Genomic DNA, 26,616 nt, shown 5'->3' with positions numbered 1-26,616 from the left:
GGGGACAAAAATGGAAAATAAAAACAAAATGATAGTCATCCTTGGTTTAATGGCCTTTTTAGCCAATGGTGATAATTATGCGGCGGCCCCGCTGATTATTAATATTGCGGCGGATCTCAATTTAACGGTTAGTGTTGCAGCGATGTCGGTAACGGCATACATGCTAGCTTTTGGAGTCTTCACTTTGATATTTGGGCCGCTTTCAGATCGGTTTGGAAAGGTAAAGATTATCAATATTGCGGCAATCGGAACGGCCATCTTCAGTGTCTTGGGCGCCTTTGCCTTTAATCTGCCATCACTGATTTTCTTTCGGGCCACGAATGGTGCCTTTGGAGCCGGAATTTTCCCGGTAACCCTGGCACTGGTAGGACAAAGTTTTGATGATCAGAACCGTCAAAAAGCGATTGCTAAAGTAATGGGGTTGATGTTTCTGGGTGGCGCAACGGCTACCATTATTGGCGGGGCATTGGCCTATTTTGGTTCCTGGCGTTTCGTTTATCTGGTTTACGGGATTACAGAATTCATTATCGCCATGATTATGCTAAAAACCTTAGAACGAGATCAACCGGTGGTTGAGCGTCTTAATATTTTTGAGGCTTACAAGGAACCACTGTCGAATTTTAGTTTCATGAAGTTGGTTATGACAATTTTCTTTGTCGGATTTAGTGTCTTTGGCAGTTTTACCTATACTGGAAAACTGATTCAAACTGCTACGGGGTATAATCTACTCGTGGTTGGTCTAATTCTCTCGCTGTTTGGGGTCGGTACCGTCGTTGGTGGACGGATTGCCCCGGCATTGCGAAAAAAATTGAAAAGCGGGTTTCTTGTTTCGGCAGGTATCATTGGTGGTGCTTCACTGTTAAGTATGGCTGTGATCACAAATGCGTGGCTCTTGTCGCTAGCATTATTTGGTTTTGGAATGGCCTTTATTTTTCTTCAATCCACTCTGATCACAACAGTTCAGGAGAAGCTACCGAAACGACGGGGAACAGCGATGTCACTAGCATCATTTAACATGTTTGTTGGTGGTGCGGTTGGTACCAGTATCAATGCAATGGTGATAGAAACAGGTAGTGTAACAACAATTTATATAAGTTCTGCTGTTATTCTGTTTTTAGTTAGCATTGTTGCAGCCTTATTTATTTCACAATTTGAAGTGTGGAAGCGTCAGCAGTCGTTAGAAGAAAACTAGAAAATTCGAATTGAACCCATGTCGATAAGATATAAGGTAACGCAAAATCAATGTTAGTGAAGAAAGATATAATAGAAGATATACTATTGTCTGAGGTTTGTTTGATAAGTGAAGAAATTGAGCATTTGCTTAAGGTAAAAAATATCTAATCATGTTGCTCATCGATATTCCCGGAATTATTATTGCTTTATCCTATCAGCGGTAATGAAAGAGGATGAAATTAAAGAAATTTATGAAAATGCCGAACATTTTGACGATTAGCAAAAAGGGGGAAAGTGATATTGAATGTGAATAAAAATAAATGGTTAAAAATAATAATACCGGTGGTCATTGTGTGTCTGATTGGTGGGTTATGGTTATTAAAGAATGCTCAAGTTTCAGAAACTAGGCAAGAGTCACAGGTTGGTAGCAGTAATCCGGATTTTGCACTCCATGTAGCCGAGAAGTTGGATCTTGAACAACTCAAATCATATGGATTGCCGATTGTGATCGATTTTGGGGCAGATTCCTGTATCCCCTGCAAACAGATGGCACCGATTCTGGAAGCTATGAATGAAGAATATCAGGGCAAAGTGATTATCAAGTTTGTTGATATCCGGAAATATCAGGAACTTGCCGAGGGTTATCCGATCAGTCTCATTCCAACGCAGATTTTTATTGGTGCTGATGGTAAGCCTTTCAATCCTGAAAATCCCACTGCCTTTTCTTTGAATCAGTATGTCACCAAGGATACCAGCGAACTGGTCTTTACCACCCATGAAGGGGGTCTGACTAAAGAAGATCTTCTAAAAATTTTCGAGGCCATGGGGGTTCAGTAATGGAAGCTGTCATTAACCAGGGGTTAACGGCACTTTCAGAACTGATCGCCGGCAATATCTGGCTGGCCCCGTTGTTTGCTTTAATTGCCGGAGTCCTCACGGCGTTTACCCCTTGTTCGTTATCCAGTGTGCCGCTGGTGATTGGTTATGTCGGGGGAACTGCCCAGAGAGAAACAAAAAAAGCTTTTAAACTCTCACTGGTTTTTTCGCTGGGGATGGCAGTCACCTTTACGGCTTTGGGGGTTTTGGCGTCGCTGCTGGGTCAATTAATGCAGGGTACCGGAACCTGGTGGTATATTCTACTCGGTATTCTGATGGTATTGATGGCACTGCAAACATGGGAAGTTTTTAATTTCATTCCGGCCACTAACGCCTTAAGCAAAAGCACCAAACGGGGTTATATCGGGGCATTTCTGGCTGGTATCTTGGGCGGTCTTTTTTCATCACCCTGCGCAACACCGGTGCTGATTGTATTACTGGCGATGGTTGCCAACCAGGGTAATCTGATCTGGGGCATCCTGCTTTTGCTGCTTTATTCGCTTGGTCACAGTATCCTGGTTTTAGCCGCGGGAACATCCATCGGTTTTGTCCAAAAGCTCTCGGCCAGCGGTCAATATGGAAAGGTCAGCATCGTTTTAAAAATTATTATGGGTACGGCAATACTGCTACTGGCATTTTATATGTTTTATCTGGGCTTTTAGTATAAGTCTCTTTTGATTGCGTAGTACCTAGTTATAATCCCGGCAGATCGGGTAGTTAAAAAGTAATGTATTTACAGATTTACAAAGGAGGAATCATTATGTTCAGTCGAATTGTGATCGCATCAGAAATGTCGTCATCTGCTTTTAATATGCTGCATTGTCTGGAAAGAATGAAAGGCTTGGGAGTCAAAGAGTGTCTGCTGGTACAATGCCTGAGTCCCCATGACCTGGATGCAAAGATCTCATCGTTTTACACGGCTGTTGCTCAAGAAAATCTCAATGAGCAGAAAGCACTACTGGAAAAAATGGGGTATACAGTCAACATCCGGGTGGCGACCGGTTATATTAAAAACGAAATCAATCGTATTGCTGTCGAAGAAGATTATTCGATGATGGTCGTCGGGGCCCCGGAACACTCGATGGTCGGTGAAGTTTTCTTTGGCGGTACCGCCCATGAAGTGATTCTCCATGCGCAGAAACCGGTGCTTTTGATTCGTATTGTCAACGAACCGGAAGCGCGTTTAAAACTGATCGAATCCTGTAATCTGATTGAACACGTTCTGTTTCCCACTGATTTTTCCGAAAACGCCAAAAAAGCCTTTGAAGTCGTCAAAAAAATGGTAGTAGACGGGGTTAAAAAGGTTACCCTGATCCATGTCATTGACAAGGCGGTGGTGGATCCCTATCTCAAAGAAAGTTTGGAGGATTTTATCCGTTTGGATAATACCAGACTTCAGACGATGAAAGCGGAACTGCAAACAATGGGAAATGTGGAAGTGGATGTGCAGCTGCCTATCGGTTTACCCTCAGGAGAGATCATAAATACCGTCAAGGATGAAAATATTTCAATGGTTGTGATGGGCTCACAAGGGCGGGGCTTTTTAAATGAAGTTTTTTTAGGGAGTGTCAGCCACCAGGTGGCCAGACATTCATCAGCATCGATACTGTTAATTCCTGCTAATCGGGAATAGTATAAAATAGTTTGAAGGAGAAATGATATGATTGTAAAAGTGTTAGGACCAGGTTGTAAAAATTGTAAAAAGTTGGAAGCGAACACAAAAGAAGCTTTGCAGGAGCTGGGGATTGAAGCCACGATTGAAAAAGTCGAAAGTATGGAAGAAATTATGGCTTATGGGATTATGTCAACGCCGGCATTAGTGGTTGATGAAAAGGTCAAGTTTTCAGGCAAGATCCCTTCAGTTAAAGAGTTAAAAAAATATCTGCAGTAGACTAAGAACAATATTAGTAAAGAACAAAAGACCGGTTCAAACGGACTTTATTATCCAGCTGGTCTTTTATTTTCAAATTAAAGGGGCAGGAATACTGTAGCCAGGTTAATTATCGTAAAATATTATATCTATTTGCCGGAATTTAGCTCTTGTAATCAAAAATCTAATATGTAAGAATATAATAAAAAAATTATGGAGAAAAGCAGATGAAGGATCATAAACTGAAGTTGATTGATTTACAAAAGGTTAAAAATGGTCAATTTATTAAGAACTACCAATTAACCTACCAAAATAGAAATGGTAATCATAAAAAATATGAAATGATCAGTTACAATGATATTGACCATCCCCATGAATTAGGGCAATCTGAAAACGGCGTTGCAATCATCGCTTTTAACAAAGGAAAACTATTATTGTTGCGTGAATTTCGTATGGCTGTTAATGACTATATTTTTAATCTGGTCGCTGGTAGCATGGATACCAACGAAACGGTTGAAGCCTGTGTTAAGCGTGAAATATTTGAAGAAACAGGGCTAACAGTTGACCGATTTGTTACCATTCTGCCACCAACCTTTGCAGCAGCTTCCATGACAGACCTTAAGATAACCTTTGTTGTAGTTGAAGTTTCCGGTGATCTCGATCATAAAAATGTCAATGAACATGAGGTCATTGAAGGTGGATTTTATACTCCGAACGAAGTCAGAGATCTCTTGTATTCTTCCAAATTTAATGCTAATTGTCAATTGATTGCTTATTTTTACAGTTTGTTAATTGATTTATCAGCGCTGGCGGGAAAAACGATTTAAAAAGATATTAATCAGAAATAAAAAATCCAAGACAAAAGCCGGGAAATTCGACATTTCCCGGCTTTTATCAGTGAAGATCAAGGTCGTTATTTTTGATGGTATCGGCCAGAATTTTTACCTTGGCTTCGATTTGATCGATGATGGCCATAAATTCTTCATCACTTTTGCCGCTGGGATCTTCCAGTCCCCAGTCTTCAACATATTGGCTGGGCAAGTAGGGGCAGACCACGTTGCAGCCCATTTTGATGACAATGTCAATGGGTGGAAGATCCGTTAGTAGCTTTGAGTGCTGAGTAGCTTCCATATCGATGTCGTACCGTTCTTTGATCAAACGGACAGCGTCCTGATTGATTTGTGGTTTGGTCTCGGTTCCGGCGGAATAACTTTCAAAGACATCACTGGCAAATTTTTTGCCAAGGGCTTCAGCCATCTGGCTACGGCAGGAATTGTGGACACAGATAAAGGCAACTTTGGGTTTATTCATTATTTTCTCCTGTTTTAGTAATCAAGTTTTTTATAATCTATAAAGAATCTTTGTAGGTGTTAATCAGATCAATGACGTTTTCACGGATTTTATAGCGTAGATGACGGGCCTGTTCAAGCATTTCTGCTTCGGTACCGGTAAAATCAGCCGGATCTTCAAAGGTCCAGTCAAGTACATTCATAGCCAGCGGAAAAACTGGACAGCGCTGACCATTTTCCAGATCACAAACCTTAACGATAATGGAATACAGGCGCCCCTCTTTAAAATAGTCAAACACCGAATTGGTCTTGTTTTGACTAAGATCATAGCCGACTTCAGCCATCACCTTGACAATCAGGGGATTGATGGTGCCCGGTTCCAGGCCGGCACTTTCGGCGATGAAGTAGTCTTTCCCCAAATCATTTAAAAAAGCTTCAGCCATCTGGCTTCGGGCGGAATTATGAACACAAACAAAAAGAACTTTAATCATATTTCTGACTCCTCGTAAAATAAAGATTTGGCTATAAGCATAACATAATCAAAAAATGCGAACGAGACAAGTTGTGTTAAATTTTTAAATTTGATTAGAAACAATTTCATACAAAAAAATCACCCGGCAGACTTGTGCTATGCCTGCCGGGCGTTCTGATGAATTCTTTAGTTTAATCATTAATATCATGAGCAAAATAATTCGCTCATCCAATTATTCAGTTACGGGCTAATATTTTATCAAGGGCTTTCTGGACATGTTCGATTTCTTCATCAATATCTTCCAGATTGGTATATTTTTCATTGTGCTTAATATCATAATCTGGGGTCATCACAATTTCATCGTAAAGTTCGTAGCCCATGTCTTCATAAGCCATGGAGGCACAGGTCGAGGGGCAGCCATTCAGCGAAATATATTTTTCACTATCACCGGCCGCTTCAACTTCCTGGAGAATGTTCATGTTGACATGGGGAAGGATGGTGATATTCTCCTCATTAATGATTCCAAAATACTGGGCAACAGTTTTGGTCATCATACTGACATTGCAATGCCCGGGACAGGGATAAATTTTAAGTTTCATAATGGTTACCTTCTTTCATTTGGTTTATTAAAAATCCAGTGTTTCGAAATATTCTGCCACGGTTTGATCCATGGTATTTAGCAGTCTTGAGATACCTTTTAGCTTCACACGATAATGCATTTCAACACCGATTTTTTTACTTTCCAATATTCCCGCTTCGCGGAGAATTTTTAAATGCTGGGATAAGTTTGCCTGGCTGAAATCAAAAGAAAGGTTAAGATCGCACACACAAAGTGACTCGATCAGTAGTGATTTTACTATTTGTAAACGAATGGGATGGCCCAGCGCTTTGAATATTTTAACAGATACATCTTCAGAATTCATGAACGACCTCTTTTCTTTTGATAGTGTATTTAAGACGATCAGAATCGGTTTATTCAATAACATTATAAGCAATTGCTTATAAAAAAGCAATCTTTATCTTTTGCGCTTGACACCCATAAATGAGAGGCGTATAATGATTATATCCATAAGGAAATAATTATATTACATAAGAGGTGGAAGATATGAGTCAAGAATTACCAGGTTTTATTATGTGTGTCTGTACCGGAAAATGTCCTGGATTTCAGGCCATGGATATTTGGGATTTTATCAATCAGGTTCGGGTTGAGTTACCGGTTGAATACGCCTTTATTCATCCGCAGCTATGTGAGGAAGATGGGGATCGTTTTTTAGCCGATTTTTTAAAGTCCCATCGAAAAGTGATCATTGGTGCCTGTGCGCCTAATATGCAGCGTAAGATGTTTAAGGATGCCTTTAAAGAAGCGGGACTTAATATTGAAGAAGATGCTGTGATGCTGGACATCCGTGATATGACCAACGAAAAAGCCTTTGAAGTGGTAGAAAAGAAACTGGAAGAAATGGGATACGAGGTATAGTCATGAGCGAATCAACTTTTATGGGTGTCGAACGGGATCGGATTGATTGGTCGCCCCGAATTGATTTTACAAAATGTAACGATTGTATGGACTGTGTGGAATTTTGCCCCCATCAGGTATTTGAAGTGGATGAAAATGCCAAACCAAAACTAAAAGTTAAAAACCCCAATAACTGCGTTGTTTTTTGCCGCGCCTGTAGTAAAACATGTGGACCAGATGCGATTACCTTTCCCGATAAACCAGAAACCACCAAGATGATTAAAGCCATCCGTAAGGCAGAAAAAGAGGCCGCAACTGATGAATGAGTCTATTTGTGTATTACCTTGTAATGGTTTGGATAAATGCGCCGGTGACCTGTCGCGACGGGTGGCCCTGGAGCTGACGCAGTCGGAAGAAGTTGAGCTTATCTGTCCGGTTTTATTAAATCAGAACAAAACCCGCTACGAAAAAGCTCTGGCGGCCGGCGATTTAACCGTAATTGATGGTTGCAATACCCGCTGTGCCAGTAAATTGGCCGGGGATTTGGATCTTGCCATCAAAGAAAAAGTCAATGTCAGCGATGTTGCCAAGGCTCTGGATATCAAGTTGGGGGTCGAAATTCGGGATGATCAGGACACCCAGGCTGTCGTTCGGGAAGTACTGGAAAAAATCAACAGTTCCGCCGCAGAACAGACCGAATCTGAATTTATTGAACCGGATTCAATTGAATATAATACCTTTTCTCATGGCAAATTTATTTTCAAGGTGCCACAAAGCAATTACTTTTTCAATGAAAATGACTGTTGGGTGACGATATCTGGGAATATGGCTCGGGTAGGGGTCAGCGATTATGTGCAACAGAATCTGTCTGATATTCTCTATGTGGATCCGCCGGAAATCGGCGATAAATTCGAACAGTTTGACGATTTAGGCAGCATCGAATCCAGCAAAGCAGTTTTTGAAATTATTTCTCCGGTCTCTGGTACCGTGGTTGCTGTTAATGTCAGTTTAAATGATGCCCCGGAACAGGTCAACGAAAGCCCCTATGAAAAGGGCTGGCTGGTGGAAGTGCACCTAAGTGATTTTGAAGAAGATCAGGATCTGCTCCATGATTGCCCGGCTTATTTTGAATTTTTACAACGAAAGGTAGCAGAAATCGATGTCTAAAATAAAAGTAATTCCCTGTAGTGGGATTGGAAAAGTATTTGGGCTATTGGCCCGGGAGTCCGTCTTAATGGTAACTGAGGAGAAATGTCCCAGTGATACTGAAACACTCTGCCTGGCCCATGTGGTTACTGGCGATGACGAAGTGGTGGCAAAAATAAAAGGTGAAACCTGTATTACTATGGATGGCTGTGCCAAATACTGTGCCCGGAAGAGTGTCGAAGAAACCGGTGGGATCGTCGTAAAAAGTCACAAGGTCCCAGATTTCATGAAAGCCCATCGTGGTGAAGAACACGGAACCGGAACCGCTCTCACTGACGATGGCTGGAAATATGCGGAAGAACTGGCCGAAATTTTGGCCGAAGACGTCAAAGAAATAAAGGCAGGGGTGAATTGATATGATAACAAATAAAATTGGTGTTATTTCATGTAGTGGTGAAGAATGTCTGGGTGGGACAATTTCCCGGTTGGCGGTGCGTAAAATGATGGAAGAACTGAAACCCGGGATGGTATCCACCTTATGTCTGCCCTTATTTATTGCCGGTGACGGCGGCGAACGGGAATTTGCCGAAAAATATCCGACTATTGCGGTAGATGGGTGCTCAAAATGCTGTGCTAAACGGGCCATTGAAAAATACAGCAATAAAGTAGCTGGTAGTGTGGATGTAGCAGAAATCATTGGTGAAGTTAAGGCTCTTGAAAAACCCTTGTCAACACGTAATGTCACCGATGAACATATGGAGTATGTCAACAAAACGGCAGCTAAAACCTGTGAAATCTTTGATGACATTCTAATAAAGTCAATTTAGAATTTTACAAAGAAAAAAGCCAGATCAACGATAGCGAAGATCTGGCTTTTGCGTTGCAGAGGATTTTTTTAAGATCAGATAATCAGTCGGTTTCATAACCAAGTAGCTGTAAATGTGCTTCCAGGCTCAGATAATTGGGAGCATATTCTTTCTCTTTCATCAGGGTACACTGGCTCAGGCGACTGGTTCCTAATATCAATTTGGAAGCAAAGCCCATGCAGGAACCCTGACCACAGACCTTGCAGCCAATTTTCTTAGGCAACAATTTATAAAGCTGTATCGCGCTGGGGCGTTCCCGGGTTTCTTCGTTGGGCACAATGGAATCTTTGTTATCCCAGGTCTCATTGATCAGATCATAGATATGATCAATCATTTCATAACACTCCGCTTCATTGGTTAACTGTGTGCAGGTCAGATTTCGTTCATGAATATTAATGATATGACTACCGACCTTATAGGTGAAAGTATGTGCTGATGGAATATAAAGACCGGTTTTAATCACGGTATTGAGATAGGGCATCACCTCAGGAACCGGATTACTGAGTTTTGCCTTAAATTTAATCCGACCACCACCGGTGGTACAGGGTTTGATGTAAATAAGACTGATTGTTGAGAGGTACATTAGTTATTCTCCTTTAGATAAGATTTTAGTCCATTAACAAGGGCATCAATATGAGCCTTTTCATTAAAATAGCCGATGCCAATGCGACAGGTTCCCCGGGTAACCGTACCAATCAGCCGATGGGCACTGGGGGCACAATGTAAACCGGAACGGATCATGACGTGGCACTCCTGATCCAGATAAAAGGCGATTTCTTCCGGGACGTGACCTTCGAGGTTAAATGGAATCACGCCAACGCTTTTGGAAGAATCCCGAGGGCCGTAAATTTCAACCCCTGGAACAGTGCTTAATGCGTTTAGCGCGTAATCCATCAGGGTATCCTCTTTATCGCGGATTGTTTTCAGGCCTTCGGCTTCGAGAAACTGAAGAGCCGCACCCAGACCAATAATACCGCTGACATTCATGGTACCGGCTTCCAGATGGTTAGGATAATAGTCTGGTTGGTATTCATAGGCTGAGTCACCGCCGGTGCCACCGGAGATAAGGGGATGGATTTCAGTATCGCAATTCACGATCAGGCCGCCGGTACCCATCGGACCTAACAGGCTTTTATGTCCGGTAAAAGCCAACAGATCAATGTTCTGTGCCTGGACATCAATGGGAATAACCCCGGCAGTCTGAGCGGCATCAACCAGAAAAAGAATGTTCTTTTCGCGGGCTAAGGCGCCGATCTCGCCAATCGGTTGGAGAGTTCCCAGTACGTTGGAGGCATGAGTAAAAACAATGATTTTTGTATACGGAGTGATAACCGCTTCCACATCTCGGACATCTGTTTCGCCTTGCTCGGTAGCTGGTACCACTGAAATAGTAATTCCCTGATCCCGCTCCAGGGTTTTTAAGCATCGCCAGACGGCGTTATGTTCAAGAGCACTGGTCACCACGTGATCGCCAGGCTTTAAGATCCCCTGAAGCGCCAGATTTATAGATTCAGTAACTGATGAAGTGAACACCACTGTTTTGGGATCATTATGGTTAAAGAGTTTTGCGAGACTTTTCCTGGTCTGATAAACTAAACCATCAGCCAAAATGGCTTTTTCATAGGAGCCACGACCAGAAGTTCCGCCATTGTTGACAATATAATCAAAAATCGCTTCCGGTACTGCCAGCGGTTTGGGAAAGGTGGTTGCGGCATTATCTAAATAAATATCCATAATACACTCCTTCTATAATCAAATAATAATATGCTTAGTTATACCTTTTATCATAGACGCTAAAAGTAAATACGTCAATAAAATTAACAGGTAGAATTTGGGTTGATTTAGAATAGAATCACCGCAGTTTGAGTTAAATTAAGGTAAAAAATAACAGTTGACATATTCATATGAAAGCTATATCATATGAATATTGAGTTATGTGAAACGTTTTTTCGGAAAAATGAATTAACAGGGGGAAGCAAATGAAAAACAAGCCAATAATTGGGGTGTTGCCTCAATACAATGCAATCGAAAAGAGGATTTATATTGCCCCACCCTATATGAATGGGATTATTGAAGGTGGCGGTTTACCAGTGTTGCTACCTTTTGTAAAAACCAAAAAAGATATCAAGTCATTAGTAAAAGAGTTCGATGGTTTTCTTTTTACCGGGGGGCAGGACATTAATCCCAGTTTATATGGTCAGCCTTTGTGTAATTGTTCTGATGAAATTTCGCCCCAGCGCGATGAGCTGGAGTTAAATATCTTTAAAGCGATTATCAAAGAAAACAAGCCGGTTTTAGGAATTTGCCGGGGAATGCAATTGATCAATGTAGCTTTAGGGGGGACTTTAAAACAGGACATTTTGGGAGTTAAAGAAATTGGGATGACCCTTCAACATTTTCAAAAAACACCCTTTGATATCCCCGTGCATGAAATTAGTATTCAAAAGAATACATTACTCCATCAAATATTAGAAAAAGATAAAATACTGGCAAATAGCGTTCATCATCAGGGAATTGGAAATCTGGCAAATGGACTTTTGTCCATGGCAACCAGTGTAGATGATCTGATTGAGGCGGTCGAGATAAAAGCTCTTGATTTTGGTATTGCAGTTCAGTGGCATCCCGAACAGCTGTTAAAAACCGATCATAACGCGCGCAAATTATTTGCCGCCTTTGTCAGTGCAGCACAAAAGCCAGGTTGATCAGAAATGGAGACAGATTAGATGAAAACATGGAAATATTAGAGGTAATGAAAAAAGGTCTGGTTGTAGCAACCGGTTGTACAGAGCCAATTGCCATCGCTTATGCTGGAGCAGTGGCCAGAAGTTATGCAATCGGTATCATTAGTTGTTAAAGTAAATTAAAAGAAAATTATTGAAAGCGATTTAAAATACATTAAAAAAGGAGAAATCATGAAAATTACGATTATTGGTGCTGGCCCAGGAGGTTATGAAGCCGCCATTATGGCAGCTAAATTAGGTGCAGATGTGACAGTTGTTGAAAAAAAAGAGGTTGGCGGTACCTGTCTCAATATAGGTTGTATTCCTACTAAGGCATTGCTGGCATCATCTGATGTTTTAACGACCTCATTGGAAGCCGAAAAGTTTGGGGTTTTTAATGATCATACGACCGTTGAACTAAAACAAATTATTGAACGAAAAGATAAGCTGGTATTCGGTTTAGTCAAGGGGATCGAATTTCTTTTCGAATCAAACGGTGTTAAGCTGGTTCGCGGAGTGGGCAAACTGATCGACTCAAAAACGGTAGAAGTGAAGCGTAATGATGGCGGGGTTGAAACACTGGTAAGTGATGAAATTTTATTAGCAACTGGTTCAATTCCCGTCTGTCCAGAAATGTTTCATTATGATGGTGAGAAAGTAATTACCAGTACTGAGGCGTTAGCGTTAAAAACGCCACCAAAATCGATGATTGTTATTGGCGGCGGCGTGATCGGGTGTGAACTGGGACAATTTTTTAGTCGGATGGGGACTCAAATAACGATTGTGGAAATGGCTGATCAGATTTTGAGTTATGAGGACGAAAGCGTAACGAAACAATTGCTTCGCCAGTTTAAGCGAGAGAAAATAAAGGTATTGACTGCCAGTAGCGTTACGGATGTGAAGGTTCAGGACTCCGGGATTTCAGTAACACTGTCAAGTGGCAAAACTTTAGAAGCGGAAATGCTGTTGCTTTCAATCGGGCGAGCCAGCTTTTCAAAAGGACTTAACCTGGAAGCATTAGGAATTAAAGTGGATTCTAAGGGTCAGATCGAAGTCGATGAGTCACTGGAAACCAGTGTTAAAGGGATTTATGCCGTTGGGGATCTTATTAATACTCCTTATTTGGCCCATGTCGCCTCGAAGGAAGGTATTATAGCAGTAGAAAACATGCTGGGAAAAAATAAAACGGCTGTTCATAAAGCGATCCCCCGATGCGTGTATACGGATCCCCAGATTGCAGCGGTGGGGTTAACCGAAAAAGAGGCACTGCAAAGGGGGATTCCTTATAAAACCGGCAGTTTTGATTTCAGATCCCTTGGAAAAGCCCAGATCATCGGGAAAATACAGGGACAGGTTAAAATCATTGTCGATGAACAAGATGTGATCATCGGAGCTTCGATTATTGGGCCTGAGGCAACTGACCTTTTGGCAGAGTTAACCATGGCAGTCCACCTTGGATTAACGGCAGAAGTGCTTGGGGATGTGATTCACCCTCATCCAACGCTGTCCGAAGCGATCATGGAAGCCCTTCATGATATTCATGGGATATCAATTAATAAAGTAAAGATGCGTTTGTGAAAATTTATAAGTAGTTAAGAAATAAAAAACTCTTGACAAAGTCGCATGAAAGAGTTATCATATGAACATAAAGACATATGAAAATGCAATCATATAAGAAAGAAGGACTATTATGTACAAGAATTTTACACCCGATAATGTTAATTTAACCAAGTATTTATTTTATACCGGCAAAGGTGGTGTCGGTAAAACCTCCACTGCCTGTGCAACGGCAGTGAGTCTTGCCGATAAAGGAAAGAAAGTATTTCTGGTCAGTACCGACCCGGCTTCAAATTTGCAGGATGTATTTGAAACAGAATTAACTGGCCAAGGCGTGCCGATCAAAGCTGTTCCTAACCTGATTGTGGCAAATCTGGATCCTATCGAGGCAGCAGAAGAATATAAGGAATCTGTAGTCGGACCTTATCGAGGAAAATTGCCAGATGTTGCGATTGCCAGCATGGAAGAACAGCTGGCGGGTTCCTGTACGGTTGAGATTGCTGCGTTCAATGAATTTTCCCGCTTCATCACCGATGAAAAAATGAACAAAGAGTTTGATTATATCATCTTTGACACGGCTCCTACTGGCCATACCCTCAGAATGCTGCAATTACCTTCAGCTTGGGATAGCTTTATTGATGACAGCACCCATGGTGCTTCTTGTTTGGGACAGTTGTCCGGTTTAACCGAACAAAAGAAAATGTATGAAAAAGCCGTGCAAACTCTTTCTGATGGTGATAAGACGACATTGATTCTAGTTTCGCGACCAGAACCATCGCCACTGGCAGAAGCAGCCAGAGCGTCGAAGGAATTAAAAGAAATCGGGGTTGAAAATCAAATTCTGATTATCAATGGTGCCCTTGAGAACTTTGACAAAACCGATGAAATAGCAACGGCATTCTACAGCAAACAAAAAGATGCTGTCAGTAAAATCCCTAACAGCTTAAAGACGCTGGACATTTATACCCTGCCACTGCGAGCTTATAATGTTGCCGGAGTAGATAATATTCGCCGTCTATTTACCGAAGATGATGTGATTGAAGTGGAAAAAGTCAAGGAAATCAGCGATTTACCCGGTTTGGAAAAACTGGTTAAAGACATGTATGATTCAAATAAAAAAGTAATCTTCACCATGGGTAAAGGCGGCGTTGGTAAAACAACTATTGCAGCCGCGATAGCGCTGGGCCTTTCGAAAATGGGAAAGAAGGTTTACCTGACCACCACCGATCCAGCCGGCCATATGAGTGCAGCAACCATGGGTGGTGAAAATATCACCGTCAGTAATATTGATGAAGCAGTAGAACTACAAAAATATCGGGATGAGGTTATCGGAAAAGCAAAAGCTGCTAACATGAGTCAAGATGACATTGACTATATTGTTGAAGATCTGGAATCCCCTTGTACTCAGGAAATTGCTGTATTTAGAGCCTTTGCAGAACAAGTGGAAAAAGCTGAAGATGGGGTAGTCGTAATAGATACTGCACCAACCGGACATACCTTGCTTCTGCTTAACTCCACGGAAAGCTACCATAAAGAAATGGAACGTTCCAATGCAGATATTCCCGATTCAGTCGTCAATCTATTACCACGTCTGCAAAATCAGGCCGAAACTGAAGTGGTCATTGTGGCATTGCCAGAAGCAACCCCGGTCTTTGAAGCCCTTCGCTTAGAAGCAGACTTAAAACGTGCCGGTATTATGAATAAGTGGTGGGTCATGAACGCCAGCCTTTTGGCGACTGACACTAAGGATGCCTTCTTACGGGCAAGAGCGAATAATGAAGAAAAATGGATTAAACGAATCGCCGAAGATACTAAAGGAAACTATGTGGTTATTCCCTGGAAAAAATAAATAAGTCTGTTTCGGCAGTCAAGAAGAACCAGGATAATAAATTTAAAAATAAAAACGATGAGGAGAAACAAAATGATTATTACAGATGAAGCAAAAGTGGTATTGGAAGAAATGTTGAAAGAAAATGGTCAAGACTCACTCCAGGCATCTCTACAGCAGGGCTGCTGTGGAACCTCCCTTTACTTTACATTTACAAATAAAAAAGCGGACGATCAACCAGTTATTGTCAATGGTATCAATGTGCTAATGGAGGGCGAAGCGGTACTCAAAACAAATACAGTTACGTTAAAAACCGATGATGAAGGAAAGTTAATAGTAGTAGATTCAGCTCAGGCTTCAGGTTGTTGTTAATTCAACGGATTTAACCGAATGATCTGATTAAAATTAAAAGGCTTGTCCTTTTAGAAGGAGAACCAAATGAGTAAAGTAGAAATATATGATCCAGCTATGTGCTGTTCAACAGGTGTCTGTGGACCAGGCGTCGATCCGGAGTTGCTGAGAGTTTCAGCGATGTTAAATGTGCTGGAAGGCGAGGGCAGAAAAATTCTGAGATATGGTTTATCTGAAGATCCAATGGCTTTTGTGGCGAGCAAAACAGTGAATGATCTCATTCTTAATGAAGGGGTTGAAGTACTTCCGGTTACCCTTGTAGATGGAGAAGTAAAAAAGAAAAAAGGTTATCCATCCAACACGGAACTGGCAACCTGGGCAGGACTGTCGGAAGAAGAACTACTGAAGCTGGTTCTCAAAGCCCAAATGGCAACAGTAACCGTAAACAATTAATATCGTTATTTTCATTTAGAAGCCGATAAAAATTGGTGAAAATAACAGAGGAAAATAAAAAGTCAGAAATAGTATCAGTGTAAGGGTTGTTTGGATATTGTCTACAGGCAATTTTACCAGCAACCCTTTGATTTGATTTCCAGGAGAACATAATTGAAGGTGTTGGTGTAAGCGAACTGGCTACAATTATAGAAGGGGAGATAAAATGTCAATTATTGAAGTACTAAAAGTTATATCAGATAATAATCGCTTAAGGATTCTTAACCTACTACATGCTCAGGAGTTATGTGTGTGTGAGTTGGAGTATCTATTGGGTATTTCTCAATCCAACTTATCGAAGCATCTCAGACTGATGAGTGATTCAGGTTTTTTGGAGAATCGTCGGCAGAATAAATTTGCTTATTATAAAATAAAAGAGTCCGTTTTTCTCGACCATCCCTTTTTAATTACTATTTTTGAAACGGAATTAAAAAAAGAAGAATTTTTAATGGCTGAATTAGATAAATTAAGTAATTATCAGAAGAGCGACCTAACCTGCCATAATATTACCGCGTTGATTGTTTAACCCCTAAATGATAAGGAACTAACCGAACATAGTAAGGTGGTGTTGCTGGCGATGGTTGTATTAAATAGAAAAGCGAGGTAAACATGGAACTTAAACGGCTATATATCGAGCTCACAAATCGATGCAATCTGAATTGTGAGATGTGTTTTCGGCATACCTGGGATACCATTGAGGGTGACATGGATTTGGAATTACTAAAGTCCATCAAAGAACAGGTGAAAGAGTTCTCGTCACTTGAAGAAGTTTTTTTTGGCGGGATCGGGGAACCGACGGTGTACCCGCATTTTAAAGAGGCAGTTGAGTTATTTGAAGGCTATAAGCTTTTAATGACCAGTAATGGGATTATGACAGAAGAAAATGCGAAGTTGATCTGTGAAAAATTTACAGAAGTTTATTTTTCTGCTGATCAATATCATGAAGATACTCAGGGTGTGAAGGATCAGCTGATTAAAACTTTTGAAGCAATTTCAAAATATCATAAGCAAACGCATTCGTCGACGCCAAAGGTTGGTGTGGCCTATGTACTGACAAAAAGTAATAAAGAAGCCTTGTTTGATATCATGGATATGATGAGGCACTATGGTTTTCATCGGCTGTCTTTATCGCATCTGTTGCCGATCAATGAAAAAGATACCGATGATATTTTTTATAACCGCTATGAAAATGCTGAAGGTAAAGCTTATTTAGAAAAAATATTTACCTATCGTGACATTAAAATAAATATTCCGGATATGGAATTAAAAACCGAACGACGTTGTACTTTCATTGATAAAGGATATGTTTATATTGATGCCAGAGGTGAAGTCATATCTTGTTATCGCCTGGCAAACAGTTATGATGAATATGTCTTTGGGGATAAAAAAAGGGTGATTAAACATTCCTTTGGTAATGTCAAGGAAAAATCGCTAAAAGAGATTATTGAAGGTAAAGAATACCAGAATTTCTGGAACACCGTCTACAACAATCAGTATCCATCCTGTATCGATTGTGATCTCCGGGGTGGTTGCAGTCTCGTGGAAGACACTAAATACGACTGTTATTTCAACACACCATCCTGTGCCGATTGTTTGTGGGTGCGAAATTTTGTCCGCTGTCCGTAGGTAATAAAAATTAAATTGTATACTAAAAAAAGTACGATGAAGCGAGGTGTGCCTCATATCACAGCGCTTTTTTAGTTTATTAGTTGACATTATGTAATGGATGTTTTAATATTAATTAAGCAATTAATTATTTAATGATTGGAGAGGCGAGAATGAACGAAGTAATAATAATGGTAATTGGCTTATTTCTACTTTCAATTATTTCAGGAATGTTGGGTTTAGGGGTTGCTTTTGCGGCGATCCCATTTTTAGGGTTGTTTTTACCTGATCTCGTTAATCAGGTTCAACCGTTGAGTTTGCTGCTAAACGGTGTGACAGCATTGTTTGCGGTTTTCGGTTTTGCCAAAAGTGGTTATGTGGATTGGAAAAAAGCGATTTATCTGACTATTGTTGCCACTCTGGCAGCACCGGTTGGAGCCTGGCTTGTCCACTATGTACCTCAGATTTATGTCTGGTTTTTGTATTTTGGCGCCGTCTTTTTTCTGGCCTACCGATTATTTAAGCCTGTTAAGCATACCGAAGGACAGCAAGAAAATTTTAAACTGGCTTTAATTCTGGCAATTCCAATTTCTGTTTTGGCAGGTTTCATGGGAGTAGGACCAGGATTTATTTTAATGCCGACTTTAATACTGGTAGGATTTGAACCCAAAAAAGCCGCCGGGATCACCGCTTTTGCGGTAATTGCGCCGTCATTTTCTTCATTAATTCCCCATCTGGCAACGGCTCAATGGGATTTAATATTGATGATACCGTTACTGATCGCCGGCGCAATCGGCTCATTCGCCGGAGCGCGAATTACCAGCCTGTTTATGCCCAGTGGTCGAATGAAACAGATGTTTGCTGTGATGATATTGATTGTTACCTTTTATAAAATATTTACTTTAATTGCCTGATTGAGCAGTGAAAAGATGTTTGTTTAAATAAATTTGTGCCAAATGTTAATAGTCACTAAATATTAAAGGTATAGAAACATCGGGAATTGTGATTATACCCATTGATTTAGGCCTGCCAAAAATGGCAGGCCTTTTAAAATCATGCCTATTTAAACTTAATCGCTTTCATCTGGGTGACAAAAAAATAATCACCAGCTGACGAAACCATCTCCGACCAGGTTTTAAATTTACTGTTTTTCATAACCAGGGAATCAAGCTCAGCTTCTGGTATGGATTTGAATTCGTCTTCTGAAGCCGCTGAAAAACCACCGGAATTCAGGAATAATTCGAAATCATCAAAACGCGTATGTTTTTTAATAAAGGAACGGGTAAGATAGTTTTTAATAATGTTGAATTCACCTTTCGATGAATTTACTAAGCTTTCACCAGATGAATGTTCGATTTTTTCAAGATCATTTTCTTCTAATATCATAACAAGTACCTCCTTAGAAATTTCAGCGGTTAGCTGTTACTTGCATTATGGCAAATTAAGCAAAGTAAAGCAAGTTAATTCTTTATAATAGCAAAGAAAGAACTATGATGTTTAGTTGTCATGATTAAGATATAATGCAGAAACTTGACAAGCTTGCAGATATGGTTTATCATATGAATAAATGGATATATGAATATATGAATAGCTGTTCTTGATAGTTCAGTTCTATAAAATTCAGAAAAAATGAAATGGAGAATAAGATATGAGTAAAGTAGAAATTTATGAGCCAGCCATGTGCTGTTCCACCGGGGTCTGCGGACCAGGTGTCGATCAGGAACTGTTAAGAGTTTCAACCTTTTTAAATGAACTGGAAGGAGAAGGGCGAAAGATCATTCGTTACAATCTTTCCAGTGATCCGATGGTATTTGTTACAAATAAAGAGGTCAATGATACCATTGCTAACGAAGGAACGGAAGCCCTGCCAATCACAGTTGTAGATGGCGAAATCAGACAAAAGGGGTCTTATCCATCCAATGCAAATTTTGCCGAATGGGCTGGAATGACAAGAGAAGATATTCTCAAGATGGTTCTTAAAACTCAAAAAGCATCTTCAAGTGGCGGTTGTTCCTGTGGCAGCGGCAGTGGTTGTTGCTAAGTTTTATTAAAATTAAGCGGAACTGAAAAGTGGTGATGAAGTGATTGGGTGTATATGGGACGAATTCAGCGGTCCTCTTAGACGGTATATTATCAAACGTGTTGCCAGTGCGGAGGACGCTGAAGATATATTGCAGGAAGTCTTTCTCAAAATCCATAACAACCTGAAGAATCTGGAAGATGAAAAAAAGATTCATGCCTGGATCTATACCATCACTCGAAATACCATTACAGATTACTATCGAAAAAAAAGCAGAATGCCAGAACTTATTGAGCTTGACGAAAATATTTCGGAGAATCGTTCATTGGAATTGACGGCCAACCTGGAAATTGCTGCATGTCTCCAAGGGATGATCAAAGTTTTACCTGAGAAGTATCAAGAGGTAATTCTTCTTTCCGAGTTTGAAAAGCTGTCCCACAAAGAAATAGGAGAAAAGCTGGGGATTTCTGTCTCCGGTGTGAAGTCCCGGGTTCAACGGGGCAGAAAAATGCTCAAAGAAATGTTACTGGGTTGTTGTCAGCTTGAATTTGATAGTCTCGGTCATGTGATTGACTACGAACATAAAGAAAAAAATTGCAAATTTTGCAATAAAAAGGACGCTTAAATGCGTCCTTTTTATTTTTTTGCGTCTTTATAAGTGAAGAAATAAAATTCAAAAGGAGGTTTGTGAAATGAATCATAAAGAAGAAGCAAGGGCATATATCAGAGAAAACTATGCTCAGGTGGCGCAAAGCGGAGCTGCAGGAGACTGCTGTGGTGGTAGCTGTAGTTGTAGCGGCGGTGATCCCATCGATATTATTAAGGCGACCATGGCCATCGGCTATGATGCTGCTGATCTGCTTAATGTACCGGCAGAATCCAATATGGGTTTGGGCTGCGGTAATCCCGTTGCCATTGCCAGCCTGAAAGAAGGGGAAGTTGTCTTGGACCTTGGAAGTGGCGGCGGTTTTGACTGCTTTCTGGCAAGAGCTCAGGTTGGGGCAGCAGGTTATGTCATTGGAGTGGATATGACACCGGAAATGATCAAACTGGCTCGGAATAATGCTGCCAAAAGCGGTTACACCAATATGGAATTCCGGTTGGGTGAAATTGAACATTTGCCGGTAGCCGATGCTGCGATTGATGTAATAATTTCGAATTGTGTTATTAATCTTTCTTTGGAAAAGGAAAAGGTGTTTAAAGATGCCTATCGTGTCCTTAAAAATGGCGGTCGGCTGGCGTTGTCCGATGTGGTTGCCACGGCAGAACTGCCGGAAGAAATAAAGAATGATCTGGCCATGGTGGCTGGGTGTATTGCCGGTGCTGAATATGTGGGAAAAATTAGAGCGATGATGGAAGAAGTCGGCTTTCAGAATATCAAGCTGATACCAAAGGATAACAGCAAAGAAATTCTGGGCACCTGGCTGCCAGGTAAAAAAATTGAAGATTATGTTGCGTCGTTTATCATTGAAGGCGTAAAAATATAAAGAGGATTTTTAAAAAGCTTCGCAAAGAATTTTGTTGACTTATTAAAAAATAGATACAATTGCATTGCGAATCGATCCTTTTTCGAGTACACTTAAGAGAATCAATCGTCTGGAGCGCTGACAATATTAGGACGAAGTATGCATCAATAGGTTTGAGTCCGATTGAAATGGATATAAAACAACTTAAAAGGAAAGAGATAATGCTCTTAAGGCATGATCAGGTGGATTGAATTGGAAAAGAAAAACAGCGCTGAGAGCAAAACGATATGTTAGAATTTGCAATCCTTGGTTTTTTATTGGACCGGGATATGACCGGTTATGATATCAAGCAAATGATGGTAATGCGAACCTCTAATTTTATTGATGCCAGTTTCGGCAGTATCTATCCAATGCTGAAAAGGCTGGAAAAGGCGGGATTGATTACTTTTGCCGAAATTGTCGAAGGTAACCGGTTCAAAAAAATGTATACCATTACCTCCAAAGGCCGGGATCATTTTATCGAATGGCTGCAAACGCCCTGCACATTTTCCCCTTTTAATCTGGAATTTCTGGCAAAACTTTTTTTTTACAAGCATTTAAAGAAAAATGATGCGATTCTCAATATCGAATTGTTTCGCGGGACGGTTCAGGATGCCATGGAAAAGTTATCAGAAATCGAAAGAACTATCGGCGATGGGATGGATCCCTTTGAATATGCCAGTCTTCAGTTTGGCAGGACCTATTACGAGATGGTTTTAAACTGGCATGAAAAATTGATTGATGACCTGAAACATACATCTCTAGAATAAATGGATAAAAAATTAACCGTGCAGCTATTACGGATGCACGGTTTTTTAGAGTTCATTATTATTTTCTGACATAATCCGTAAAAAAACATCAGCAATTTCTGGGTCGAACTGGGTAAGTTTACCATCAATTATTTCCTGAATGGCCGCTTCTGGGGTCAAGGGTTCTTTATAAGGGCGGCCATAGGTCATGGCATCATAGGCGTCGGCAATGGCGATAATCCGGGCCGGTAGGGGGATTTGTTCGCCCACTAAGCCTTTGGGATAACCTTGGCCGTCATACCGTTCGTGATGGACAAGAATGATATTGGCAAGTGGGGCATAATCATTGAGGGAACTTAAGATGCTGAAACTGATTTCCGGGTGTCGGCGGATTTCCAGCCATTCAAAATCACTGAGGTCGTCTACCTTATCGAGAATCTCGTTGCCAATGGCTATTTTTCCAATATCATGTAAGGCCCCGGCAGTCTTTAGTTCGTTTATTTCTTCTTTGGTCATTCCCATTGAGGCACCGATCAGGCCACTGATCTTACCCACCCGTTCCGAGTGTTCCTGCTCCCGGGGAAGTTTTTCATAAAGCGTCTTCATAATAAACTGAATAGCTTCGTTGCGGGTGCTGTTGCGTTCAGAAATTTTGTACTGATACATTTTATTCTCAGCAGCTTTGAATACTTCGGCAATTTCTTCGTCCGCAACGGTCTTTACACTCCAGCCGCTGGAAATAGAGACCTGACCGGCTTCCAGATGCTCGTGGCTGAGAGCCGTATTGATCCGCTTTGCCAATTCCTTAGCCTTCTGGAGCTCGGTCTGGGGGAGCAGAATCACAAATTCGTCACCACCGATGCGGGCGATAATATCATCGCTTCGGCTGATCTCCTGCATCGTCTGGGCAACTCTTCTTAACAATCGATCTCCGGCCATGTGACCGAAGGCGTCATTGGTCAGTTTTAATCCGTTAACATCAAAGATAAGTAGGGATAAGGGGAGGTTTCTTGGAGTGTTTAATCGTTTCAGTTCCTCATCAAAGTAGCGGCGGTTATATAGACCGGTGAGGTGATCATGAAAACTCAGGTATTCAATTTGCTCCTGTTTTTCTTTTTTATCAGTAAAATCCCGGAAGACAATTACAACCCCGGTGATATGACCATCAGGATCTCGGATCGGGGCAGCGCTGTCCTCAACGGGAATCGCCCGGCCGTCTTTTGAAAGCAGAATGGTGTGATTATTCAGCTCGATGATTGCACCTGTTTCCAGTACCCGGCGGGCTGGATTTTCGCAGCTTTCCCGGGTGTACTCGTCAACCAGCGTGAGAACCTGTTCCAGTGGTAAGCCATAAGCCTCCTGCTGGCACCATCCGGTCAAGTTTTCGGCAACCTTGTTGATAAGGGTGACACAGCCCCGGGCATCGGTTGAAATGACGCCGTCACCAATCGATAACAGGGTCGTTCGAAAACGTTCTTTTTCGATAAAGAGCGATTTTTCAATGGTCTTACGTTGGGTAATATCGTGGATGCTGACCACAAATCGGGGCGATTCATTTTCCTTGAGATAAAAAATTTCAGCCAAAAACCATCGTTCATCGCCAGGCAGCGGAGACTTATACTCAAAATCCTGTTTTTTTCCGGTCGCATAAGCGGTCTGATAAATTAAAAGCATTTCGTCAACGAGTTCTTTTGAGAAGATATCGGCAACATGACTTCCAATGATCATATCTTTCGGCATAAAAAGAGTGGACTCATCGTGTACAATAACATTGGTGAAATGATAATCGGTACTGACTTCAAAAACGATATCGTGGAGGGTTGTAAGCAGTAGATTTTTTTCGGCCAGATCCTGTTTCTCTCTGGTTATATCATGAAACAAGGTAATAAAATAATTGATTGCGGGCGAATAGACCTGGACCCGATACCAGCGGTTTAAAACCGGTGAATACTGTTCCGTTTCACCAGTGGTATTATTAAGGGCAATTTCACCGTAGAAATTGATCCAGTCAAAACTTGAATCTCCAATTCCCGGTAAAACCTCAGTAACCGTCTTTCCGACTATTTCATCGCCGATTAGACCGGTTGCAGTTTCAAAGGCGTGATTAACCTCGATAAATTCATAATCCACGGGAGCGCCCTGTGAATTACAAATAATTCGGTGATAAGCATAGCCGACATGTAGATTTTTGATGATTTCATGATAAAAATTATTTGACATACTCCCTGGCCTCCTTTACAAAAGTTAATGGTTTCTTTAATTATTCAACATAAAAGTATTTGTCGGATTCGTTGTTTCAACGAATAAAATGTGATCTATTTTATATTCCTATTATGCATAATTTTAATAAAGAATACAATAATTTATTTGTAAATCGGGAACAAATTCACAAGTTATGTCGGCAACTTAAAAGCGTTTTGCAAAGCTGAGATTCGGGCATTGAGGGCAGCCTGAACAATACTTTTTTTCAGATTAATATCAAAACCATGAAAAGTCCCCTTCAGGTAATTTAGAGTAACCTCATTGCCACAATTTTCAAGTTTTTTTGCATAAGCAATGCCTTCATCTCTCAGGCAATCCCATTCTTCCACTTCAATGTAGGAGGCCGGCAGGTTTTCGAGGGATGGATTGCTGATGGGGGAAATATATTTTATCATTTCCGTATCAGCTTTTTCCAGACAATAATGCCACATCTGTTTGTTGAGGTTGGCGTTCCAGCCGGGAGTATTGACGAAGTTACGGGCGGATTCAGTTTCCTGTGAAGCATCCGTCACCGGATAAATCAACATTTGAAAACAGAGACTTGGTCCCCTTCGATCTCGGGATAACTGGGTGACGGCAGCGGCCAAAGCACCGCCGGCACTGTCACCGCCAACTGCGATTCGGTTTGGATCAATTCCTAATTCGAGGGAATGATCTTTGACCCATTCCAGGCTGGTGTAGCAGTCCTCAAGAATGATCGTTGCGGTATGATCTGGCGCAAGGCGATAGTGGACAAAGACAATTTTACAACCGGATCGCAAAGCATATTCACAGGTTTTCTTATGCATGTAGCCGAAATCCCGCAGGACAAAGGCACCACCATGATAATAGACAAGACAGGGCAATTGTTCCTGGTCCGGGTTATTGGGCTCATAGATGGTCAGTTGGATAGTGCCACCGTCTATGGCTGAGATGGATTTTTTTCGTTTGACCAACCCTTTTTTAAGTCGTGACAGGGCAACGCTCATACTGGCGATGGAATTGATCGTTTTAATGAGAAACGGTGATAATTTTAAATTTGGCATGGCAGTTTTCTCATATCCGGTGAGGTCTTTATGCAGGACAATTTCTAAGTCGCTCATAGTTGTGTTGGACCTGAAAGTTATGATAACTTGCAGGCACTCTCCTTTTCACTTTGTTTATAAACAACAGGTCGATCGAATTGATTCAAGTGTTTTTCCATCGTTTTAAGGTGGGGAAAAAGGCTTCCATCTCTTTTCGGGCTTCAGTTTCGTTTATTCCAGGTTTTTCTTTTAAGAGATAGGGAACACTTACCTCAATCATCCGCTCTTTGGTGATGTTAGTTGTAAATTCACCATTCTTATAACAATCATCACAATAGTCGCTGCTTTTAGTGCCGTTTTTTTCAGTTCCATAGAGTTCATCGGTTTGTCCCATCGGTTTGCCGCAGCTTTGACACAGTTTTTCGTTCATAATTTGATCTCCTATTCATTATTTCAAAATAAAGGTTTGTATTATTACCGTGAATTCATTCCAGATAATTAATCATAAGAGGAATATCTGTGTGTCCATACTAGATGAACCTATTATACCCGGGGTTTCTGCAACAAAACAAGTGATGAATCCGGTGACCGGTTAAAAGTTGTAAAATAATTTGAGTAACTGGGAGGATAAAGGTAAAATCAGCAAATCTGTACAAATGATAATGTAGTTAAAAAGGATAATTTTGCTGTCCAGATAACTACTAAATAAAATTATAAAATAGAAAAGTATTATAATATAATGGGCGTCGCGTTAATGCAGAATTAAAACAATAAAAAAGTTAAAAAGAATAAAAATGGGTAATAATAAAATAAATAGCTTAATATTAACGATTACAACAAGGAAAAAACAGTATAATTAATAAAATATACTAAAAAATGATTGACAGACACAATGAATACGAGTACAATAATATTGAAAATAGAACTATAATTACAATATGTTATAGTTTCAACTAAAATCTGCAGGCCCTTGGAGTGATTTCAGGTTCAGATTAGAAATGAGTAATTCAAAACTGATCGTTAAGCTCACCGCATTTTGCAATTACTTAAGATTATAAATTTAAGGAGATTAATAAACATGATTATTATTGGAGAAAAAATTAACGGTGCGATTCCTTCCACCGCAAAAGCAATCGCCGCCAAAGATGGTGAATTTATTAAAAACCTCGCTAAAATTCAAACTGAAGCCGGCGTGGATTACATTGATGTCTGTGCTTCCGTCGATGACGACATTGAACTGGAAACCATGAAATGGTTGATTGATCTGGTTCAGGAAGTCACCGACACCCCGATTGCGGTGGACAGCCCCAATGTCTATACCTGTATCGAATCGATGAAATACTGTAACAAACCGGGTTTGTTTAACTCCGTATCG

At 40.8% G+C, this 26,616-nt stretch carries 35 protein-coding genes; 25 read left to right on the top strand and 10 right to left on the bottom strand.

Translation table 11 applies throughout. The features are described 5' to 3' along the window. The first annotated feature begins 10 nt into the window (after positions 1 to 10). The 6 genes from A3KS_RS0107070 to A3KS_RS20465 all read left to right on the top strand — a co-directional run bounded on the left by A3KS_RS0107070 (position 11) and on the right by A3KS_RS20465 (position 4,746). Positions 11 to 1,192: an MFS transporter gene (locus tag A3KS_RS0107070; RefSeq protein WP_026394318.1), complete on the top strand. Its 1,182-nt coding sequence runs from the start codon at positions 11 to 13 to the stop codon at positions 1,190 to 1,192. Between the two features lie 287 nt (positions 1,193 to 1,479). Next, a complete protein-coding gene (locus A3KS_RS0107060; protein WP_026394317.1) occupies positions 1,480 to 2,010 on the top strand; it encodes a thioredoxin family protein in 531 nt (176 codons plus the stop codon). Then, positions 2,010 to 2,711, top strand: coding sequence for a cytochrome c biogenesis CcdA family protein (locus A3KS_RS0107055; protein ID WP_026394316.1), 702 nt, complete (start codon positions 2,010 to 2,012; stop codon positions 2,709 to 2,711). Before A3KS_RS0107060 ends, A3KS_RS0107055 begins: the two co-directional genes overlap by 1 nt. Positions 2,712 to 2,809: 98 nt before the next feature. Continuing rightward, positions 2,810 to 3,682 carry a universal stress protein gene (locus tag A3KS_RS0107050; protein ID WP_026394315.1) on the top strand — a complete coding sequence of 291 codons (873 nt, stop codon included), beginning with the start codon at positions 2,810 to 2,812 and terminating at the stop codon, positions 3,680 to 3,682. Positions 3,683 to 3,709: 27 nt separating this feature from the next. Continuing rightward, positions 3,710 to 3,940: a thioredoxin family protein gene (locus A3KS_RS0107045; protein WP_026394314.1), complete on the top strand. Its 231-nt coding sequence runs from the start codon at positions 3,710 to 3,712 to the stop codon at positions 3,938 to 3,940. A gap of 206 nt (positions 3,941 to 4,146) precedes the next feature. Beyond that, a complete protein-coding gene (locus tag A3KS_RS20465) occupies positions 4,147 to 4,746 on the top strand; it encodes an NUDIX hydrolase (RefSeq protein ID WP_051355726.1) in 600 nt (199 codons plus the stop codon). 67 nt (positions 4,747 to 4,813) lie between these two features. On the opposite strand, the gene A3KS_RS0107035 is transcribed toward A3KS_RS20465, so the two are convergent. From A3KS_RS0107035 to A3KS_RS0107015, 4 genes are all read right to left on the bottom strand, one after another. Continuing rightward, a complete protein-coding gene (locus A3KS_RS0107035) occupies positions 4,814 to 5,230 on the bottom strand; it encodes an arsenate reductase ArsC (protein ID WP_035355598.1) in 417 nt (138 codons plus the stop codon). 37 nt (positions 5,231 to 5,267) lie between these two features. Further along, a complete protein-coding gene (locus A3KS_RS0107030) occupies positions 5,268 to 5,699 on the bottom strand; it encodes an arsenate reductase ArsC (RefSeq protein WP_026394312.1) in 432 nt (143 codons plus the stop codon). Between the two features lie 217 nt (positions 5,700 to 5,916). After that, positions 5,917 to 6,279, bottom strand: coding sequence for a putative zinc-binding protein (locus A3KS_RS0107020; protein WP_026394311.1), 363 nt, complete (start codon positions 6,277 to 6,279; stop codon positions 5,917 to 5,919). Between the two features lie 27 nt (positions 6,280 to 6,306). Next, positions 6,307 to 6,603 (bottom strand): ArsR/SmtB family transcription factor, encoded by a 297-nt coding sequence (locus A3KS_RS0107015; protein WP_026394310.1) that lies wholly within the window; start codon positions 6,601 to 6,603, stop codon positions 6,307 to 6,309. A 182-nt stretch (positions 6,604 to 6,785) separates the two neighbouring features. On the opposite strand from A3KS_RS0107015, the gene A3KS_RS0107010 reads away from it, so the two are divergent. The 5 genes from A3KS_RS0107010 to A3KS_RS0106990 are packed head-to-tail and all read left to right on the top strand — an operon-like array spanning position 6,786 to position 9,109. After that, entirely contained in the window at positions 6,786 to 7,157 is a 372-nt protein-coding gene (locus tag A3KS_RS0107010) for a hypothetical protein (RefSeq protein WP_026394309.1), read from the top strand. A 2-nt stretch (positions 7,158 to 7,159) separates the two neighbouring features. Then, positions 7,160 to 7,462, top strand: a complete 303-nt coding sequence (locus A3KS_RS0107005) for a 4Fe-4S dicluster domain-containing protein (protein WP_026394308.1) — start codon at positions 7,160 to 7,162, stop codon at positions 7,460 to 7,462. After that, entirely contained in the window at positions 7,455 to 8,303 is an 849-nt protein-coding gene (gcvH, locus tag A3KS_RS22485) for a glycine cleavage system protein GcvH (RefSeq protein ID WP_026394307.1), read from the top strand. The genes A3KS_RS0107005 and gcvH overlap by 8 nt, the downstream gene beginning before the upstream one ends. Next, positions 8,296 to 8,697, top strand: coding sequence for a putative zinc-binding protein (locus tag A3KS_RS0106995; RefSeq protein ID WP_026394306.1), 402 nt, complete (start codon positions 8,296 to 8,298; stop codon positions 8,695 to 8,697). Before gcvH ends, A3KS_RS0106995 begins: the two co-directional genes overlap by 8 nt. Position 8,698: 1 nt before the next feature. Further along, on the top strand, positions 8,699 to 9,109 hold the full coding sequence (locus tag A3KS_RS0106990) for a putative zinc-binding protein (protein ID WP_026394305.1): 411 nt from the start codon (positions 8,699 to 8,701) through the stop codon (positions 9,107 to 9,109). A gap of 82 nt (positions 9,110 to 9,191) precedes the next feature. On the opposite strand, the gene A3KS_RS0106985 is transcribed toward A3KS_RS0106990, so the two are convergent. Beyond that, entirely contained in the window at positions 9,192 to 9,731 is a 540-nt protein-coding gene (locus tag A3KS_RS0106985; RefSeq protein ID WP_026394304.1) for a (Fe-S)-binding protein, read from the bottom strand. Further along, positions 9,731 to 10,882 carry an aminotransferase class V-fold PLP-dependent enzyme gene (locus tag A3KS_RS0106980; RefSeq protein ID WP_026394303.1) on the bottom strand — a complete coding sequence of 384 codons (1,152 nt, stop codon included), beginning with the start codon at positions 10,880 to 10,882 and terminating at the stop codon, positions 9,731 to 9,733. Before A3KS_RS0106980 ends, A3KS_RS0106985 begins: the two co-directional genes overlap by 1 nt. A 245-nt stretch (positions 10,883 to 11,127) precedes the next feature. Between A3KS_RS0106980 and A3KS_RS0106975 the strand changes: the two genes are divergently transcribed. The 9 genes from A3KS_RS0106975 to A3KS_RS0106935 all read left to right on the top strand — a co-directional run bounded on the left by A3KS_RS0106975 (position 11,128) and on the right by A3KS_RS0106935 (position 18,615). Beyond that, positions 11,128 to 11,850: a gamma-glutamyl-gamma-aminobutyrate hydrolase family protein gene (locus A3KS_RS0106975; protein ID WP_026394302.1), complete on the top strand. Its 723-nt coding sequence runs from the start codon at positions 11,128 to 11,130 to the stop codon at positions 11,848 to 11,850. A gap of 29 nt (positions 11,851 to 11,879) precedes the next feature. Then, positions 11,880 to 12,002, top strand: coding sequence for a hypothetical protein (locus A3KS_RS24140; RefSeq protein ID WP_278247305.1), 123 nt, complete (start codon positions 11,880 to 11,882; stop codon positions 12,000 to 12,002). A 58-nt stretch (positions 12,003 to 12,060) separates the two neighbouring features. After that, positions 12,061 to 13,446: a dihydrolipoyl dehydrogenase gene (lpdA, locus tag A3KS_RS0106965; protein ID WP_026394301.1), complete on the top strand. Its 1,386-nt coding sequence runs from the start codon at positions 12,061 to 12,063 to the stop codon at positions 13,444 to 13,446. Between the two features lie 112 nt (positions 13,447 to 13,558). Further along, entirely contained in the window at positions 13,559 to 15,274 is a 1,716-nt protein-coding gene (gene arsA / locus A3KS_RS0106960) for an arsenical pump-driving ATPase (protein ID WP_026394300.1), read from the top strand. A gap of 72 nt (positions 15,275 to 15,346) precedes the next feature. Further along, entirely contained in the window at positions 15,347 to 15,625 is a 279-nt protein-coding gene (locus A3KS_RS0106955) for a hypothetical protein (protein WP_026394299.1), read from the top strand. 66 nt (positions 15,626 to 15,691) lie between these two features. Then, positions 15,692 to 16,057: an arsenite efflux transporter metallochaperone ArsD gene (gene arsD / locus A3KS_RS0106950; protein ID WP_026394298.1), complete on the top strand. Its 366-nt coding sequence runs from the start codon at positions 15,692 to 15,694 to the stop codon at positions 16,055 to 16,057. Between the two features lie 205 nt (positions 16,058 to 16,262). After that, the gene (locus A3KS_RS0106945; RefSeq protein WP_026394297.1) at positions 16,263 to 16,622 is read left to right on the top strand and encodes an ArsR/SmtB family transcription factor; all 360 of its coding nucleotides are present in this window, start codon (positions 16,263 to 16,265) and stop codon (positions 16,620 to 16,622) included. Between the two features lie 83 nt (positions 16,623 to 16,705). Continuing rightward, on the top strand, positions 16,706 to 17,722 hold the full coding sequence (locus tag A3KS_RS0106940; protein ID WP_026394296.1) for a radical SAM protein: 1,017 nt from the start codon (positions 16,706 to 16,708) through the stop codon (positions 17,720 to 17,722). 152 nt (positions 17,723 to 17,874) lie between these two features. Continuing rightward, entirely contained in the window at positions 17,875 to 18,615 is a 741-nt protein-coding gene (locus A3KS_RS0106935) for a sulfite exporter TauE/SafE family protein (RefSeq protein ID WP_026394295.1), read from the top strand. Between the two features lie 145 nt (positions 18,616 to 18,760). On the opposite strand, the gene A3KS_RS20455 is transcribed toward A3KS_RS0106935, so the two are convergent. Beyond that, positions 18,761 to 19,087, bottom strand: a complete 327-nt coding sequence (locus tag A3KS_RS20455; protein WP_051355724.1) for a hypothetical protein — start codon at positions 19,085 to 19,087, stop codon at positions 18,761 to 18,763. A 262-nt stretch (positions 19,088 to 19,349) separates the two neighbouring features. Here A3KS_RS20455 and arsD (A3KS_RS0106925) point away from each other — a divergent pair, with 262 nt between their 5' ends. The 4 genes from arsD (A3KS_RS0106925) to A3KS_RS0106910 all read left to right on the top strand — a co-directional run bounded on the left by arsD (A3KS_RS0106925) (position 19,350) and on the right by A3KS_RS0106910 (position 21,996). Continuing rightward, entirely contained in the window at positions 19,350 to 19,742 is a 393-nt protein-coding gene (arsD, locus tag A3KS_RS0106925; RefSeq protein ID WP_026394294.1) for an arsenite efflux transporter metallochaperone ArsD, read from the top strand. A 40-nt stretch (positions 19,743 to 19,782) separates the two neighbouring features. Continuing rightward, a complete protein-coding gene (sigZ, locus tag A3KS_RS0106920; RefSeq protein ID WP_035355593.1) occupies positions 19,783 to 20,346 on the top strand; it encodes an RNA polymerase sigma factor SigZ in 564 nt (187 codons plus the stop codon). A gap of 67 nt (positions 20,347 to 20,413) precedes the next feature. Beyond that, positions 20,414 to 21,208 carry an arsenite methyltransferase gene (gene arsM, locus A3KS_RS0106915; RefSeq protein ID WP_026394292.1) on the top strand — a complete coding sequence of 265 codons (795 nt, stop codon included), beginning with the start codon at positions 20,414 to 20,416 and terminating at the stop codon, positions 21,206 to 21,208. A gap of 266 nt (positions 21,209 to 21,474) precedes the next feature. Further along, positions 21,475 to 21,996: a PadR family transcriptional regulator gene (locus A3KS_RS0106910; RefSeq protein WP_026394291.1), complete on the top strand. Its 522-nt coding sequence runs from the start codon at positions 21,475 to 21,477 to the stop codon at positions 21,994 to 21,996. A 45-nt stretch (positions 21,997 to 22,041) separates the two neighbouring features. Here A3KS_RS0106910 and A3KS_RS0106905 read toward each other — a convergent pair whose 3' ends face one another. From A3KS_RS0106905 to A3KS_RS0106895, 3 genes are all read right to left on the bottom strand, one after another. Next, positions 22,042 to 24,195 (bottom strand): diguanylate cyclase domain-containing protein, encoded by a 2,154-nt coding sequence (locus tag A3KS_RS0106905; RefSeq protein WP_051355723.1) that lies wholly within the window; start codon positions 24,193 to 24,195, stop codon positions 22,042 to 22,044. Between the two features lie 173 nt (positions 24,196 to 24,368). Beyond that, positions 24,369 to 25,262: an alpha/beta hydrolase gene (locus A3KS_RS0106900; protein ID WP_051355722.1), complete on the bottom strand. Its 894-nt coding sequence runs from the start codon at positions 25,260 to 25,262 to the stop codon at positions 24,369 to 24,371. Positions 25,263 to 25,404: 142 nt separating this feature from the next. Then, positions 25,405 to 25,671, bottom strand: a complete 267-nt coding sequence (locus A3KS_RS0106895) for a zinc ribbon domain-containing protein (protein ID WP_026394288.1) — start codon at positions 25,669 to 25,671, stop codon at positions 25,405 to 25,407. Between the two features lie 648 nt (positions 25,672 to 26,319). Between A3KS_RS0106895 and A3KS_RS0106890 the strand changes: the two genes are divergently transcribed. Further along, positions 26,320 to 26,616, top strand: a 297-nt coding sequence (locus A3KS_RS0106890; RefSeq protein ID WP_026394287.1) for a hypothetical protein, incomplete at its 3' end; no start/stop codon positions are given.

Source organism: Acetobacterium malicum subsp. dehalogenans DSM 11527, from assembly GCF_000472665.1.
Taxonomy (GTDB): Bacteria; Bacillota; Clostridia; order Eubacteriales; family Eubacteriaceae; genus Acetobacterium; species Acetobacterium malicum.
This window is presented reverse-complemented; position numbering and strand designations above follow the sequence as displayed.

Excerpts from the sequence above, each read along its gene's own strand:
- A3KS_RS0107030 (WP_026394312.1), bottom strand. The coding sequence starts at position 5,699 with ATGATTAAAGTTCTTTTTGTTTGTGTTCATAATTCCGCCCGAAGCCAG.
- gcvH (WP_026394307.1), top strand. The coding sequence starts at position 7,455 with ATGAATGAGTCTATTTGTGTATTACCTTGTAATGGTTTGGATAAATGC.
- A3KS_RS0106955 (WP_026394299.1), top strand. The coding sequence starts at position 15,347 with ATGATTATTACAGATGAAGCAAAAGTGGTATTGGAAGAAATGTTGAAA.
- arsM (WP_026394292.1), top strand. The coding sequence starts at position 20,414 with ATGAATCATAAAGAAGAAGCAAGGGCATATATCAGAGAAAACTATGCT.
- A3KS_RS0107015 (WP_026394310.1), bottom strand. The coding sequence starts at position 6,603 with ATGAATTCTGAAGATGTATCTGTTAAAATATTCAAAGCGCTGGGCCAT.
- A3KS_RS0106975 (WP_026394302.1), top strand. The coding sequence starts at position 11,128 with ATGAAAAACAAGCCAATAATTGGGGTGTTGCCTCAATACAATGCAATC.
- A3KS_RS0107010 (WP_026394309.1), top strand. The coding sequence starts at position 6,786 with ATGAGTCAAGAATTACCAGGTTTTATTATGTGTGTCTGTACCGGAAAA.
- arsA (WP_026394300.1), top strand. The coding sequence starts at position 13,559 with ATGTACAAGAATTTTACACCCGATAATGTTAATTTAACCAAGTATTTA.
- A3KS_RS0107005 (WP_026394308.1), top strand. The coding sequence starts at position 7,160 with ATGAGCGAATCAACTTTTATGGGTGTCGAACGGGATCGGATTGATTGG.
- arsD (WP_026394294.1), top strand. The coding sequence starts at position 19,350 with ATGAGTAAAGTAGAAATTTATGAGCCAGCCATGTGCTGTTCCACCGGG.
- A3KS_RS0106900 (WP_051355722.1), bottom strand. The coding sequence starts at position 25,262 with ATGCCAAATTTAAAATTATCACCGTTTCTCATTAAAACGATCAATTCC.
- A3KS_RS0106910 (WP_026394291.1), top strand. The coding sequence starts at position 21,475 with ATGTTAGAATTTGCAATCCTTGGTTTTTTATTGGACCGGGATATGACC.
- A3KS_RS0107055 (WP_026394316.1), top strand. The coding sequence starts at position 2,010 with ATGGAAGCTGTCATTAACCAGGGGTTAACGGCACTTTCAGAACTGATC.
- A3KS_RS0107020 (WP_026394311.1), bottom strand. The coding sequence starts at position 6,279 with ATGAAACTTAAAATTTATCCCTGTCCCGGGCATTGCAATGTCAGTATG.
- A3KS_RS0107035 (WP_035355598.1), bottom strand. The coding sequence starts at position 5,230 with ATGAATAAACCCAAAGTTGCCTTTATCTGTGTCCACAATTCCTGCCGT.
- A3KS_RS0107050 (WP_026394315.1), top strand. The coding sequence starts at position 2,810 with ATGTTCAGTCGAATTGTGATCGCATCAGAAATGTCGTCATCTGCTTTT.
- A3KS_RS20455 (WP_051355724.1), bottom strand. The coding sequence starts at position 19,087 with ATGATATTAGAAGAAAATGATCTTGAAAAAATCGAACATTCATCTGGT.
- lpdA (WP_026394301.1), top strand. The coding sequence starts at position 12,061 with ATGAAAATTACGATTATTGGTGCTGGCCCAGGAGGTTATGAAGCCGCC.
- A3KS_RS0106990 (WP_026394305.1), top strand. The coding sequence starts at position 8,699 with ATGATAACAAATAAAATTGGTGTTATTTCATGTAGTGGTGAAGAATGT.
- A3KS_RS24140 (WP_278247305.1), top strand. The coding sequence starts at position 11,880 with ATGGAAATATTAGAGGTAATGAAAAAAGGTCTGGTTGTAGCAACCGGT.
- A3KS_RS0106935 (WP_026394295.1), top strand. The coding sequence starts at position 17,875 with ATGAACGAAGTAATAATAATGGTAATTGGCTTATTTCTACTTTCAATT.
- arsD (WP_026394298.1), top strand. The coding sequence starts at position 15,692 with ATGAGTAAAGTAGAAATATATGATCCAGCTATGTGCTGTTCAACAGGT.
- A3KS_RS0106995 (WP_026394306.1), top strand. The coding sequence starts at position 8,296 with ATGTCTAAAATAAAAGTAATTCCCTGTAGTGGGATTGGAAAAGTATTT.
- A3KS_RS0106985 (WP_026394304.1), bottom strand. The coding sequence starts at position 9,731 with ATGTACCTCTCAACAATCAGTCTTATTTACATCAAACCCTGTACCACC.
- A3KS_RS20465 (WP_051355726.1), top strand. The coding sequence starts at position 4,147 with ATGAAGGATCATAAACTGAAGTTGATTGATTTACAAAAGGTTAAAAAT.
- A3KS_RS0107045 (WP_026394314.1), top strand. The coding sequence starts at position 3,710 with ATGATTGTAAAAGTGTTAGGACCAGGTTGTAAAAATTGTAAAAAGTTG.
- A3KS_RS0106940 (WP_026394296.1), top strand. The coding sequence starts at position 16,706 with ATGGAACTTAAACGGCTATATATCGAGCTCACAAATCGATGCAATCTG.
- A3KS_RS0106905 (WP_051355723.1), bottom strand. The coding sequence starts at position 24,195 with ATGTCAAATAATTTTTATCATGAAATCATCAAAAATCTACATGTCGGC.
- A3KS_RS0107070 (WP_026394318.1), top strand. The coding sequence starts at position 11 with ATGGAAAATAAAAACAAAATGATAGTCATCCTTGGTTTAATGGCCTTT.
- A3KS_RS0106895 (WP_026394288.1), bottom strand. The coding sequence starts at position 25,671 with ATGAACGAAAAACTGTGTCAAAGCTGCGGCAAACCGATGGGACAAACC.
- A3KS_RS0106945 (WP_026394297.1), top strand. The coding sequence starts at position 16,263 with ATGTCAATTATTGAAGTACTAAAAGTTATATCAGATAATAATCGCTTA.
- A3KS_RS0106980 (WP_026394303.1), bottom strand. The coding sequence starts at position 10,882 with ATGGATATTTATTTAGATAATGCCGCAACCACCTTTCCCAAACCGCTG.